Origin of the sequence: Streptomyces sp. NPDC048623, from assembly GCF_040650755.1 — a bacterium.
In the GTDB taxonomy this organism is placed as follows: domain Bacteria; phylum Actinomycetota; class Actinomycetes; order Streptomycetales; family Streptomycetaceae; genus Streptomyces.
Window position 1 is genome coordinate 51,309 of record NZ_JBEZHV010000030.1, and the last position, 12,634, is coordinate 63,942.

A 12,634-nucleotide genomic window follows, 5' to 3' on the forward strand; every position below is an offset into this window, starting at 1 on the left:
CGCGGTCGTTACGATGGGGCGACGAGGTGATGAGCGATGGCGGGCCGAGCGGCCGAACCCGAAGTGATCTGGGCGCGCCCCGAGCGCACCGGCCGCGGCCCCCGACCGGCCCACAGCCGGGGCGACGTCGTCGCCGCCGCCGTCCGGATCGCCGACGCCGAGGGCATCGACGCCGTCTCCATGCGCCGCATCGCCGCCGACCTGGGCTGCGGCACCATGTCGCTCTACAACTACGTGCCGCGCAAGGAAGACCTCTACGAGCTGATGGTCGACGCGGCGAGCGCCGAGTACGAGCTCCCCGAGACCCCCAGTGGCGACTGGCGCGCCGACATGACCGGACTCGCCCGGCAGACCCGCGCCATCATGGAACGGCATCCCTGGCTCGCCCGGGTGATGACCACCGCGTACGGATTCAGCCCCAACGCCCTGCGCTACCTGGAGTGGTGTCTCGGCGCCCTGGTCCCCCTCGACGTGGACCCCGGTCTGAAGATGCAGCTCATCGCCATGATCAACGGCACGGTCATGGCCACCGTCCGCAACGAGCAGGCCATCGCCGAACGGGCCCGTGGCCTGCCCTGGTCGGAGGCGGAGGAACAGGCCGTGCGCGGCGCCTATCTGATGCGGCAGGTCATGACCGGCGCGTATCCGCACCTCGCCGCGCTGCTCGCGGCGTCCCCGGGCCCCGCCGACCCCGACGAGATCTTCGAGCAGACGATCGCCCGCCTGCTCGACTCCTTCACGCCGAGAGAAGCGTGATCAGGGGGTGTTCTCGGCCGGTCAGAGGAGCATGAACTGCCCCTCCGGCCCCTCCTCCTGATGGTCGAGCACGGACGCGGGGCGGCGGGCCCGCCCGGGTACGGGCAGGACGCCCGCCTCCCGCAGGGTGCCCGCGCCGAGTCCGGCGGCACCGGCGCGCGCCACCAGCTCCGTTCGCTCCTCCTCACGCCCCGCGAGCAGAGCGAGGACCGTGATCAGCTCAAGCAGCTCGGAGGTCCACTCCTGCGGCCAGGCCGCCGGGCCGATCGCCTCCAGCGTGCCCGGCTCGGCGGCCGCGGTCCGGTGCGCGAACCACTGCTCCAGCATGCGCACGCCGCCGACCTCGTACGCCCAGGCGGCGGCCGGCACCGGCGAGATCCTGCCGTCGTCCAGGCTCAGCACCTCGTCCACCGGGTCGTACGCGAGGGCCGTGGGCCGGGCGGGGATCGCGGCCCGTACGTACGGCCTGCGGCCCCCGGGCAGCCGCGGCCGGGCCCCGCCGCGCGCCCCGCGCAACTGCACCTCGGTCAGCTCCCGGCCCAGCGCCACACCCGCCGCCCACACCCCCGGCTCCGCCGGCAGCGGCACCCGGCACCCGGCGGGGGAGGGCCGCGCCACCGCGACCGCCCACGCCGCCAGGTCCGCCGCGGCCACCTCGTGCCCGTACCGCGTGCTCAGCAGTCCGAGCAGCCCCGGCGCCAGATTCGGCTCCTGCCCGCCCGGGCGCCGGAACAGCGGCCGGATCCGTCCCGGCCGCCCCGCCGGGGACCGCCCGTCGGGCAGCGCCGCCGTCACCAGAAGCGCGGGACCGGCCGCGCCCGGCACGTACCCCTGCTCGACGACGAACAGCTGGTGCGCGTCCGCCACCCGCCACAACTCCGGCCGCGCGGCGTCGATCAGTCGGTGATCCGGCAGCAACCACTGCTCGTCGAACGGCCCGTGCGCGAGCCGCACCGGCTCCGGACACGGCCCCGCCTCCCGCGCCAGCCGCCCGGTCCCCGTCCGCTGGCCCGGCAGCGCCGCCACCGAACTCCCCGTCGTCCGCGCCCTGCTCCCCCGGAACAGCCCCTCCCGCTCGGCCCCTTCCGCCGCCACGAGGCGTGCCCACCGCTCGCGCAGCGTCCGGGCATCCGGCGCGACGATCCACGAGCGCCCGAGCCGCAGCGGCGCCACGGACCAGGGCATGAGGTCGTCGAGCAGGGGCGCGTCACCGGTCAGCGGCAGGTCCTCCGTCACGCCCCGCATGCTAACGAGGGCGGGGAGTGGGCATCCAGGGCGCGGGGCCACAGGGCACGGCTCGCGGCCCGCGGCCGCCCGGGCCCGGTGACCGGCCCGGCGGGTCAGGGGTTCACTGCGCCTCGACCGTCACCGTGAACGAGAACCGGTCCCCCCGGTAGCGGATCCGGGCCACGTCCACGACCCGCCCGTCCTCGTCGTACGTCACACCCGTGTAGTGGAGGATCGGGGAGAGCAGCGGCACCCGCAGCAACTGCGCCGTCTCCGGGTCGGCGAGCCGCGCCTCCACCGTGTCGGTGATCCGGCTGATCCGGACCCCGACCACGTCACGGAGCACCTTCGTCATCGGCCAGCGCTCCAGATCGGCCGGGTCGATGCCCGCCGCGAGCTCCGGCAGCACCGCGTTCTCCGCCCAGTTGGTGGGCTCTCCGCTCTCCCCGTCGGCGCGCAGCCGCCGGAAGACCGCGACCTCCGCGGCCCCCGGGAAGTACTCGGCGAGCTCGCCGGGCACCGGCTCGGTGCCGTGGCCCAGCACGGTGGTCCGCTCGCCGGACTGCTGGGCCACGATCGCGTCGATCGAGCCGAGCAGCCGGCGCGGAGTGGACCGCCGGGCGCCCGGCTCGATGAAGGTGCCGCGCCGCCGGTGCCTGCTGATCAGGCCCTCCTGCTCCAGTTCCTTGAGGGCCTGGCGCATGGTCAGCACGCTCACGCCGTAATGCGCGGCGAGCTGCTCCTCGGTGGGCAGCCGCAGCGAGGCGTCGGGGGTGCGGCCCAGTATGGAGGCGCGCAACGACTGCGAGACCTGGTACCAGAGCGGAAGCTTCCGGTTCAGGACCAGCGAGTCGGGAGCGAAGGCGGTCACGGTCTACTCCGTACGACGACTACGGGACACCCGGCCGGATGTTACGGGTGTTCCCGGTGTTCCGGGTGTTTCACGGCCGGAAGTGGCGCTCAAGACCCTGCCATACGTCGTCGTAGCCGCGCTGCAGGTGGTCCGCCTCAGCGGCCTGCGCGGTCGCCGTGACCGGCCAACGGGTCTCGAACATGAAGGCCAGACCGTCGTCGATCTTCTGCGGCTTCAGCTCCGCGGCGCTCGCCTTGTCGAAGATCTCCCGGTCCGGGCCGTGCGCCGACATCATGTTGTGCAGCGAACCGCCGCCCGGCACGAAACCCTCCGCCTTCGCGTCGTACGCGCCCTCGATCAGGCCCATGTACTCGCTCATCACGTTGCGGTGGAAGTACGGCGGCCGGAACGTGTCCTCGCCCACCAGCCAGCGCGGCGCGAAGACCACGAAGTCGCAACCCGCGAGACCCGGGGTGTCGGACGGCGAGGTCAGCACCGTGAAGATCGAGGGGTCGGGGTGGTCGTACGAGATCGTCCCGATGACATTGAAACGGCGCAGGTCGTAGACGTACGGGGTGTGGTTGCCGTGCCAGGCGACCACGTCGAGCGGGGAGTGGGCGTAGGTCGCGGACCACAGGTTGCCGCAGTACTTGTTGACCACCTCCACCGGGCCCTCGACATCCTCGTACGCGGCGACGGGCGCCCGGAAGTCACGGGCGTTGGCCAGGCCGTTCGCACCGATCGGGCCCAGGTCGGGCAGCTGGAACGGGGCGCCGTAGTTCTCGCAGACGTAACCGCGGGCCGTCGCGTCGAGCAGCTCGACGCGGAAGCGGACACCGCGCGGGATCAGCGCGACCTCGCCGGGGCCCGCCGCCAGGTTGCCGAGCTCGGTGCGCAGCAGCAGCCCGCCGTGCTCGGGGACGATGAGCAGCTCGCCGTCGGCGTCGCTGAACACCCGCTCCATGGGCGCGTTCGCGTGGTAGAGGTGCACCGCGATGCCGGCCCGCTGCGTCGCGTCGCCGTTGCCGCCGAGGGTCCACAGACCGGCCAGCCAGTCGGTGCCGGCCGGCGGCTCCGGCAGCGGGTTCCAGCGCAGCCGGTTGGGGTCGGGCACGGTCTCGGTGAAAGGCGCGCTGCGCAGCGCGCCGTTGTCGATCCGGGTGAACGGCGGGTGCGTGGCCGAGGGGCGGATCCGGTACAGCCACGAGCGCCGGTTGTGCGCCCGCGGCTCCGTGAACGCGCTGCCGCTCAGCTGCTCCGCGTACAGGCCGAGCGGTGCCCGCTGCGGCGAGTTCCGCCCGTCCGGCAGGGCGCCGGGGACGGCCTCGGAGCTGTGCTCGTTGCCGAACCCCGTGCTGTAGGTCAGCGCTTCGGCCGTCTTTCTGGCCTGTTCCGCGCGGGTCTCCGCGTTCATCGCGTGCTCCTGTCCTGACGCTCACAACAATCCTATGCATGACCGTAGGATTCCGCTCCCGGTCACGTCAACGGGGTGTTTCGCCGCGCCTTTCGCCGCTGGGGGCCGGGCGGCTTGGACGTGGTGCGCGCACGGGGGGTTCCAGGGAGGAACCCGTCGCGGCGGGAACGGCATGATGGTCCCCGTGCCCCAGCCCACCCCGAAGCCGTCCGGCGCCGAGCCGTCCGTCCCCGCGCAGGCCGCCCCGAAGCCGCCCGGCTCCGGCTCAGGCCCCGGACCCGCCCTGCGCCGTACGCCCGTCCAGCAGCGCAGCGCCGAGCGCCTCGCCCGGATCCTCGACGCCTGCGCCGAACTCCTCGACGAGACCGGCTACGAGCAGCTGAGCACCCGGGCCGTCGCCACCCGCGCGGGCGTGCCCATCGGCTCCGTCTACCGCTTCTTCGGCAACAAGCGGGCCATGGCCGCCGCCCTCGCCCACCGCAACCTCGACAGCTACGCCGACCGCATCACCGCCGGACTCGCCGCGCTCCCGGCCGTGGACGGGCCCGCCGTCATCGACACCGTCCTTGACGCGTACATCGCGATGAAGCGGACCGTCCCGGGCTTCGGCCTGGTCGACTTCGGGATCCCCGCCGGTGCGCCCGGCGAGCCCGGCGCCGACGAGGACCCCAACCACCTGGTCGCCGACCGCATCTGCGGTCTGCTCGCCGCCCCCCTCGGCCGCCCCGCCGACGCGGTCCTGCTGCGCAAGGTCCTGGTCGGCGTCGAGGCCACCGACGCCCTGCTCCGGCTCGCCTTCCGCGCCGACCCGGCCGGAGACCCCGCGCTCATCGCCGAGACCCGCGCGCTCCTGCACGCCTACCTGGCGCCCTCGCTGGGCTGACCGCGGCACCGGCCGGTCGGTGCCGGTCGGTGCTGGTCGCCGTCAAGGTCTGTCGGACCTCCCTACCGGTCGGTATGCTCGCGCGCAGCCGTCCTCGCCGCCGCTGCCCGCCCGCCCAGGGAGACCGCCATGACCGCCCTGTCCACCGCCCTGCGCATCTGCCCCCTGTGCGAAGCGACCTGCGGGCTGACCCTCACGATCGACGGCGGCCGGGTCACCGGCGCGCGCGGCGACCGCGACGACGTCTTCAGCCGCGGCTTCGTCTGCCCCAAGGGCGCCGCGTTCCCCGAGGTCGACGCCGACCCCGACCGGCTCACCCGCCCGCTGGTCCGCGAGAACGGCGCCCTGCGCGAGGCGGACTGGGACGAGGCATTCGACCTGATCGCCGCCCGCCTCCGCCCGCTGATCGAGGAGCACGGCCCGGACGCCGTCGCCCTCGTCCTCGGCAACCCCAACGTCCACACCGTCGCCGGCGCCCTCTACCCGCCGCTCCTCATCGGCGCCCTGCGCAGCCGCAACCTCTTCACCGCCTCCACGCTCGACCAGATGCCCAAGCACGTCGCCGCCGGACTGCTCTTCGGCGACGCCTTCGCCATCCCCGTGCCCGACCTCGACCGCACCGACCACCTCCTGATGCTCGGCGCGAACCCCCTCGACTCCAACGGCAGTCTCTGCACCGCCCCCGACTTCCCCGGCCGCCTCAAGGCCCTGCGCCGGCGCGGCGGCACCCTCACCGTCGTCGACCCGCGGCGCACCCGCACCGCGCGCCTCGCCGACCGGCACCTCGCCATCCGCCCCGGCACCGACGCCCTCTTCCTCGCCGCCCTCGCCCACACCCTCTTCGCCGAGGGGCTGGTGGACCTCGGCCCGCTCGCCGCGCACGTCGAGGGAGTCGAGGAAGTGAAGGACGCGGTACGGGACTTCGGCCCCGAGGTCGTCGCCACCGCCTGCGACCTGGACGCGGACACCATCCGTGCCACCGCTCGCGAACTCGCCGCCGCCCCGACCGCCGCCGTGTACGGCCGGATGGGTGCCTCCACCGTCGCGTACGGCACCCTCGGCAACTGGCTCGTCGACGTCCTCAACGTCCTCACCGGCAACCTCGACCGCCCCGGCGGCGCCCTCTTCCCGCTCTCCGCGACCGCCCCCGCGCCCCGCCCGGCCGGCCCCGGCAAGGGCTTCGCCCTCGGCCGCTGGACCAGCCGGGTCTCCGGCCACCCCGAGGCCAAGGGAGAACTGCCCCTCGCCGCGCTCGCCGAGGAGATCGACACACCGGGGGAGGGGCGGGTCCGGGCGGTCGTCACCGTCGCCGCCAACCCGGTCCTCTCCGCCCCCGACGGCCGGCGCCTCGACGCCGCCCTGGGCTCCCTCGACTTCATGGTGTCCGTCGACCCGTACCTCAACGAGACCACCCGGCACGCCGACGTCGTGCTGCCCCCGCCGCCGCCCTCGCGGAGCGCGCACTTCGACTTCGCCTTCAACGGCTTCGCCGTCCGCAACCAGGCGCGCTACTCGCCGCCCGCCCTCCCGCTCCAGGAAGGCCGGATGGACGAGTGCGAGATCCACGCCCGGCTGATCCTCGCCGTCTCCGGCATGCACGGCGCCCCGCCGTCCGCCGTCGACGACCTCGCGATCGACACCACCCTGGCCAAGGCCGTGACGCAGGAACACTCGCCGCTGTACGGGGCCGACCCGAAGGAGCAGGCGCGGCTGCTCACGGGCGGCACCGGCGCCGAACGGCGGCTCGACCTGATGCTCCGGCTCGGCCCGTACGACCTGGTCCTCGACGACCTCCGCCAGGCCCCGCACGGCATCGACCTCGGTCCGCTGAGGCCCCGGCTGCCCGGACTCCTCAAGACCCGCAGCGGACGCGTCGAGCTGCTGCCCGCGCCGATCGCCGCCGATCTGCCCCGGCTGCGCGCCGCGCTGGAGGCCGTACCGGAGCCGGACTCCGTCCGGCTCGTCGGACGGCGCCACCTGCGCTCCAACAACAGCTGGCTGCACAACATTCCGTCCCTCACCGGCGGTTCGAACCGCTGCACCCTCCAGGTGCACCCGGACGACGCCGAGCGGCTCGGACTCACCGCCGGCGCGCCCGCCCGGATCAAGGGGGCGGGCGGCGAGCTGACGGCCGAGGTGGAGGTCACCGAGGCGGTCCGTCCGGGTGTGGTGAGCCTGCCGCACGGCTGGGGCCACGACCGCCCCGGCACCCGGCTCGGCGTGGCCGCCGGGCATCCCGGCGTCAACGTCAACCAGCTGCTCGACGGCTCCCTGCTCGACCCGCTGTCGGGCACCGCCGTCCTCAACGGTTTCCCCGTCGAGGTGGGCCCCGCTGTGGCGCCCTCCTAGCACCTGGCCTGTGACCTGGGGTTTTGCTCGTATTGCTCACACGTCAACGTCTTGTTAACGCCGGAAGGCCGCACCTACCGTCATCCGCACCGCCGCTCTGGCGGGAGTTCAAGGGTGAACGTGAGGTGTCCCTCCCATGCTGACCGTCCTCGGCTTCGCCATGATCGCGACCTTCCTGGTGCTGATCATGCTGAAGAAGATGTCGCCGATCGCGGCGCTCGTGCTCATTCCCGCGTTGTTCTGTGTCGCCGTCGGACAGGGGGCCCAGCTGGGCGACTACGTCATCGAAGGCGTCGGCAAACTGGCGCCCACGGCCGCGATGCTGATGTTCGCGATCGTCTACTTCGGCGTCATGATCGACGTCGGCCTGTTCGACCCGATCGTCCGCGGCATCCTGCGCTTCTGCAAGGCCGATCCCGTGCGCGTGGTGGTCGGTACGGCGGTGCTCGCCGCGATCGTCTCGCTGGACGGCGACGGCTCGACCACCTTCATGATCACGGTCTCGGCGATGTACCCGCTCTACAAGCGGCTCGGCATGAGCCTGGTCGTCATGACCGGTGTCGCCGCCACCGCCAACGGCGTCATGAACACGCTTCCCTGGGGCGGCCCGACCGCCCGCGCCGCCACCGCGCTCAAGCTGGACGCCGGCGACATCTTCGTCCCGATGATCCCGGCGCTCGGCGTCGGACTGCTCGGCGTCTTCGTCCTCGCGTACGTCCTCGGGCGCCGTGAGCGCAAGCGCATCGGCTACCTCCGTATGGACGAGGTCCTGGTCCGGGACTCCGAGACGGTCCTGGTCGCGGCCGGCGGCGGCAGCGCCGACGACGGCGTCACGGTGGGTACGAAGACGGGCGCGGAGACGGGTGCGAAGGCCGGTTCCGGTGCCGGTACGGGCGAGGACGCCCCGGCCGAGGGCGGCTTCCGCGGGCTCGACCCGAAGCGCCCGACGCTGCGGCCCGGGCTGTACTGGTTCAACGCCGGGCTGACCGTCGCCCTGCTGGCCGCGATGATCATGGAGCTGCTGCCGATCCCGGTGCTCTTCCTGCTCGGTGCCGCGCTCGCGCTCACGGTCAACTTCCCGCACATGGGCGACCAGAAGGCCCGTATCGCCGCCCACGCCGACAACGTCCTCAACGTCACCGGCATGGTCTTCGCCGCCGCCGTGTTCACCGGAGTGCTCACCGGTACGGGCATGGTCAAGCACATGGCGGACTGGCTGGTCGGCGCCATCCCCGAGGGCATGGGCCCGCACATGGCCCTGGTCACCGGCGTGCTGAGCATCCCGCTCACCTACTTCATGTCCAACGACGGCTTCTACTTCGGCGTGGTGCCGGTGCTCGCCGAGGCGGGCGCGGCGCACGGTGTGTCCCCGCTGGAGATCGCCCGCGCCTCCCTGGTCGGCCAGGCGCTGCACATGTCCAGCCCGCTGGTCCCGGCCGTGTACGTGCTGGTCGGCATGGCGAAGGTGGAGTTCGGTGACCACACGCGCTTCACGGTGAAGTGGGCCGCGCTGACCTCGCTGGTGGTGCTCGCCGCGGGCATCCTCTTCGGGATCATCTAGGCCGATGCGGTCCGGCGGGGGGCCGGACGGGTGGAAGTCGGAGGGTGGCACGGCACGGTGCCACCCTCCGTGGTGTGTTGGTGACCAATAGTCAGATTATCGCAGCAGCCATTCGACGTGCTCACGACTGGAGGAGTTCCACCATGGCGACACCCCCCACCCGCACCCTGCTCCGCGCGACGCTCGCCTCCCTGGCGCTCGGCGCCGTGACCCTCGCGGGTGCCCCGCAGGCCTTCGCCGCGCCGGGCGACAACGGCGACGTCAAGGTCCACCGCCAGGGCACCCCCGACACCAGCCGGGCCAACGAGCCCCTGGTCGGTTGCATCTTCCGCTTCGCCGCCTTCGACTTCGACGGTCTGCAGAGCATCCAGTGGAGCATCCACGCGCAGCCGGGCCTGCCAGGCAACCAGGATCCCTCGTTGAAGAACGGCAGCATCGCCGTCGACAGCAACGGTGACGGGCACACGGACGACATCACCGGCCTGCCGAGCGGCATGTACAAGGTCGAGTGGACCTGGGTGGGCCAGAACGGCGCCGCCAAGTCGAAGGTCTTCCGCGTCGACTGCCCGAACGGTGGCGGCAACGGTGGACCCGGGGGCGGGGGCAACGGCGGACCCGGCGGTGGCGGCAACGGCCACGGCCACAAGCCGCACGGCCCGGTCGGCGCGGGCGGCGGCGGTGCGGCCGACGGCATCACCACCGCTGACGACAGCTCGGGCTTCGGTGTCGCATCGGCCGTGGCGGCCGGACTCGCCGGCACCGCGGGCCTGATCCTCATCCGCCGTTCCCGCCGCCGCACCGATGGCGCCGCGTAGGTCCGTCACCCCGCGTGCGGCGGCCCCCGCCGGCCGGGCCCCGGCCCCGTCCCCGTACGAGCGGGGCCCTGGCCGGTCCCGCCCGGCCGGGGGCGCCCGGCGCGGGCGCACCACCCGCCGGCAGCGCAGGCTCCTCCGCCTCGCCCGTACGGTCGCCGTCACGCTGACCCTGGTCGCCGGCGCCGTCTGGTGGGCCGGTGACGACGAGCCGGCCGGGCCCGCTCTCGCCGCCGGAACCGCCGCGCACGGCGCCCCGGCGGCGGTGGGCAAGGCGGCGGCCGACGGAGCGAACGGAGCGAACGGAGCCGAGGGGGCATCAGGGGCGGCCGGGGGGGCCGGGCACAAGGGCGCGGCCAAGGCGGCGGCCGGCGCCGCGGTTCCGAAGCCCCAGCCGCCGCCGGCGCCCCTGGCCCGCTCCCGCCCCACCACCCTCGCCGTCCCCGCGATCACCATCGAGGCGCCCGTCGTCGGCCTCGGCCTCGAACCCACCGGGAGCCTCGCCACCCCGCCCGTCGACAACCCCCGGGTCGTCGGCTGGTACGCCAACGGCGTCACCCCGGGCGAACGCGGCACCGCCGTCGTCGTCGGCCACCGCGACACCCGCACCGGCCCGGCGATCTTCCTCAATCTCAACTCGCTCGACCCCGGCAACACCGTCCGGATCGCGCGCGCCGACGGCCGGGTCGCCGTCTTCACGGTCGACCGGGTGCGGACGTACGCCAAGTCGGCCTTCCCGGACGAGGAGGTGTACGGCGCGGCCAAGCGTCCCGAACTGCGCCTGATCACCTGTGGCGGTGCCTTCGACCACAAACAGGGCTACGCGTCCAACATCGTGGTCTTCGCCCATCTCACGGGCATCGACCGCCAGATCTGACCCGCAGACGGGCACGGTCCCGGCGACCGCCCCGCCTCCTCCGCCTCCGTCCCCCGCCCCCGGCCCCTTCCGTCCCGCCGCCCCCGCCGCTCCCGGCCGCCCGCCGGGGGCGGCGGAGGCGTGTGTGGCGAGAAGCCAGGGCGCTCCGGCGGGCCGGGCAAGGCGGAACCCGCCAGTTCGGGGGTGTACGGGCTGTGCGGGCGGGCCGTGGACAGGGCGGGCGGCGGGGCGCGACGATCGGTGCGTACCGGAGGGAAGGGGCCTGGCGCCCGAAAACTAACAGCGCTAGTTTGGGGTACCGGCGCACGGCCGGGACGGACCCGAGGGGGCCGCCCGGACCACCCGCAGCGCCCGGCCGCAAGGCCACGCACCGCCCGGCGCACCGCCGCCCGTTCGCACGGGACCGGCCGGCCGGCGGCCGCGCACCCGTGCCCGACATGCGAGGAGAGACAGCGGATGAAGGCCCACGACGCGATGTACATCGGCGGGGAGTGGCGTCCCGCCGCCTCCACGGAGACCATCCCCGTGACCGACCCGGCGACCGAGCAGGTCGTCGCCCACGTCCCGGCCGGCACCGCCGAGGACATCGACGCCGCCGTGCGCGCCGCCCGCGCCGCCCTCCCCGGCTGGGCCGCCACCCCGCCCGCCGAGCGGGCCGCCCGGCTCGCCGCGCTGCGCGACGAGCTCGCCGCCCGCGCCGAGGAGATCGCCGCCACCGTCACCACCGAGCTCGGTGCCCCGCCGCAGCTCGCCGCCGCCGTGCACACCGGGCTGCCGATCGCCGTCGCCGGCTCCTACGCCGAACTCGCCGCCACCCACCCCTTCGAGGAGAAGGTCGGCAACTCCACCGTCTACTCCGAGCCGGTCGGCGTGGTCGCCGCGATCACGCCCTGGAACTATCCGCTGCACCAGATCGTCGCCAAGGTCGCCCCGGCCCTCGCCGCCGGCTGCGCGATCGTCCTCAAGCCGGCCGAGGACACCCCGCTCACCGCCCAGCTGTTCGCCGAGGCCGTGCACGCGGCGGGGATCCCGGCCGGAGTGTTCAACCTGGTCACCGGCCTGGGTACGGTCGCCGGGCAGGCCCTCGCCGAGCACCCCGGCGTGGACCTGGTCTCCTTCACCGGCTCCACCGCGGTCGGCCGGCGGATCGGCGCGCTCGCCGGCGGCGCCGTGAAGCGGGTCGCCCTCGAACTCGGCGGCAAGTCCGCCAACGTGATCCTGCCGAGCGCCGACCTCGGCAAGGCCGTCGCCGTCGGCATCGCCAACGTCATGTCCAACTCCGGCCAGACATGCAGCGCCTGGACCCGGATGCTCGTCCACACCGAGCAGTACGACGAGGCGGTCGCCCTCGCCGCCGCGGCCGTCGCCAAGTACGTGCCCGGCGAGCGGGTCGGCCCGCTGGTGAACGCCAGGCAGCGCGACCGGGTGCGCGGTTACATCGAGCAGGGCCTCGCCGAGGGCGCCCGGCTCGTCGCCGGCGGCCCCGAGGCCCCGTACGAGACCGGCTACTACGTCGCCCCGACCGTCTTCGCCGATGTCACCCCGGACATGACCATCGCCCAGGAGGAGATCTTCGGCCCGGTCGTCTCGATCATCCGCTACGAGGACGAGGCGGACGCCCTCGCCATCGCCAACGGCACCGTCTACGGGCTCGCCGGCGCCGTCTGGGGCGAGGAGAGCGAGGCGGTCGCCTTCGCCCGCCGCATGGAGACCGGCCAGGTCGACATCAACGGTGGCCGCTTCAACCCGCTCGCCCCCTTCGGCGGCTGGAAGCAGTCCGGCGTGGGCCGCGAACTCGGCGCGCACGGCCTCGCCGAGTACCTCCAGACCAAGTCCCTGCAGTTCTAGGCCCCCCAAGCCCCCAAGCCCCCCAGCCGCCCCACGTACCGGGAAACCGAGGAG

General features: G+C 74.0%; 10 protein-coding genes. 7 read left to right on the forward strand and 3 right to left on the reverse strand.

The genetic code is table 11. From position 1 onward, the window contains the following. The first annotated feature begins 36 nt into the window (after positions 1 to 36). Positions 37 to 756 (forward strand): TetR/AcrR family transcriptional regulator, encoded by a 720-nt coding sequence (locus AB0C73_RS31735; protein ID WP_362536836.1) that lies wholly within the window; start codon positions 37 to 39, stop codon positions 754 to 756. A gap of 21 nt (positions 757 to 777) precedes the next feature. On the opposite strand, the gene AB0C73_RS31740 is transcribed toward AB0C73_RS31735, so the two are convergent. The 3 genes from AB0C73_RS31740 to hmgA form a co-directional block, all read right to left on the reverse strand. Continuing rightward, positions 778 to 2,001, reverse strand: coding sequence for a type ISP restriction/modification enzyme (locus AB0C73_RS31740; protein ID WP_362536837.1), 1,224 nt, complete (start codon positions 1,999 to 2,001; stop codon positions 778 to 780). Positions 2,002 to 2,104: 103 nt separating this feature from the next. After that, positions 2,105 to 2,854, reverse strand: coding sequence for a GntR family transcriptional regulator (locus AB0C73_RS31745; protein ID WP_362536838.1), 750 nt, complete (start codon positions 2,852 to 2,854; stop codon positions 2,105 to 2,107). A gap of 70 nt (positions 2,855 to 2,924) precedes the next feature. Next, a complete protein-coding gene (gene hmgA, locus AB0C73_RS31750; RefSeq protein ID WP_362536839.1) occupies positions 2,925 to 4,250 on the reverse strand; it encodes a homogentisate 1,2-dioxygenase in 1,326 nt (441 codons plus the stop codon). A gap of 283 nt (positions 4,251 to 4,533) precedes the next feature. Here hmgA and AB0C73_RS31755 point away from each other — a divergent pair, with 283 nt between their 5' ends. The 6 genes from AB0C73_RS31755 (at position 4,534) to AB0C73_RS31780 (ending at position 12,580) form a co-directional block, all read left to right on the forward strand. Then, positions 4,534 to 5,133, forward strand: coding sequence for a TetR/AcrR family transcriptional regulator (locus AB0C73_RS31755; RefSeq protein ID WP_362536871.1), 600 nt, complete (start codon positions 4,534 to 4,536; stop codon positions 5,131 to 5,133). 129 nt (positions 5,134 to 5,262) lie between these two features. After that, on the forward strand, positions 5,263 to 7,482 hold the full coding sequence (locus AB0C73_RS31760) for a molybdopterin oxidoreductase family protein (RefSeq protein ID WP_362536840.1): 2,220 nt from the start codon (positions 5,263 to 5,265) through the stop codon (positions 7,480 to 7,482). Positions 7,483 to 7,618: 136 nt separating this feature from the next. Then, positions 7,619 to 9,043 carry a citrate:proton symporter gene (locus AB0C73_RS31765; RefSeq protein ID WP_362536841.1) on the forward strand — a complete coding sequence of 475 codons (1,425 nt, stop codon included), beginning with the start codon at positions 7,619 to 7,621 and terminating at the stop codon, positions 9,041 to 9,043. Positions 9,044 to 9,186: 143 nt separating this feature from the next. Beyond that, the gene (locus AB0C73_RS31770; RefSeq protein ID WP_362536842.1) at positions 9,187 to 9,858 is read left to right on the forward strand and encodes a hypothetical protein; all 672 of its coding nucleotides are present in this window, start codon (positions 9,187 to 9,189) and stop codon (positions 9,856 to 9,858) included. Further along, positions 9,845 to 10,732 (forward strand): class F sortase, encoded by an 888-nt coding sequence (locus AB0C73_RS31775; RefSeq protein ID WP_362536843.1) that lies wholly within the window; start codon positions 9,845 to 9,847, stop codon positions 10,730 to 10,732. The genes AB0C73_RS31770 and AB0C73_RS31775 overlap by 14 nt, the downstream gene beginning before the upstream one ends. Before the next feature lie 456 nt (positions 10,733 to 11,188). After that, positions 11,189 to 12,580 (forward strand): aldehyde dehydrogenase family protein, encoded by a 1,392-nt coding sequence (locus AB0C73_RS31780; protein WP_362536844.1) that lies wholly within the window; start codon positions 11,189 to 11,191, stop codon positions 12,578 to 12,580. The last annotated feature ends 54 nt before the right edge of the window (positions 12,581 to 12,634 follow it).

What these genes read in the sequence shown, in the direction of transcription:
- AB0C73_RS31735 (WP_362536836.1), top strand. Translation starts at nt 37, where the DNA reads ATGGCGGGCCGAGCGGCCGAACCCGAAGTGATCTGGGCGCGCCCCGAG.
- AB0C73_RS31740 (WP_362536837.1), bottom strand. Translation starts at nt 2,001, where the DNA reads ATGCGGGGCGTGACGGAGGACCTGCCGCTGACCGGTGACGCGCCCCTG.
- hmgA (WP_362536839.1), bottom strand. Translation starts at nt 4,250, where the DNA reads ATGAACGCGGAGACCCGCGCGGAACAGGCCAGAAAGACGGCCGAAGCG.
- AB0C73_RS31760 (WP_362536840.1), top strand. Translation starts at nt 5,263, where the DNA reads ATGACCGCCCTGTCCACCGCCCTGCGCATCTGCCCCCTGTGCGAAGCG.
- AB0C73_RS31765 (WP_362536841.1), top strand. Translation starts at nt 7,619, where the DNA reads ATGCTGACCGTCCTCGGCTTCGCCATGATCGCGACCTTCCTGGTGCTG.
- AB0C73_RS31770 (WP_362536842.1), top strand. Translation starts at nt 9,187, where the DNA reads ATGGCGACACCCCCCACCCGCACCCTGCTCCGCGCGACGCTCGCCTCC.
- AB0C73_RS31775 (WP_362536843.1), top strand. Translation starts at nt 9,845, where the DNA reads ATGGCGCCGCGTAGGTCCGTCACCCCGCGTGCGGCGGCCCCCGCCGGC.
- AB0C73_RS31780 (WP_362536844.1), top strand. Translation starts at nt 11,189, where the DNA reads ATGAAGGCCCACGACGCGATGTACATCGGCGGGGAGTGGCGTCCCGCC.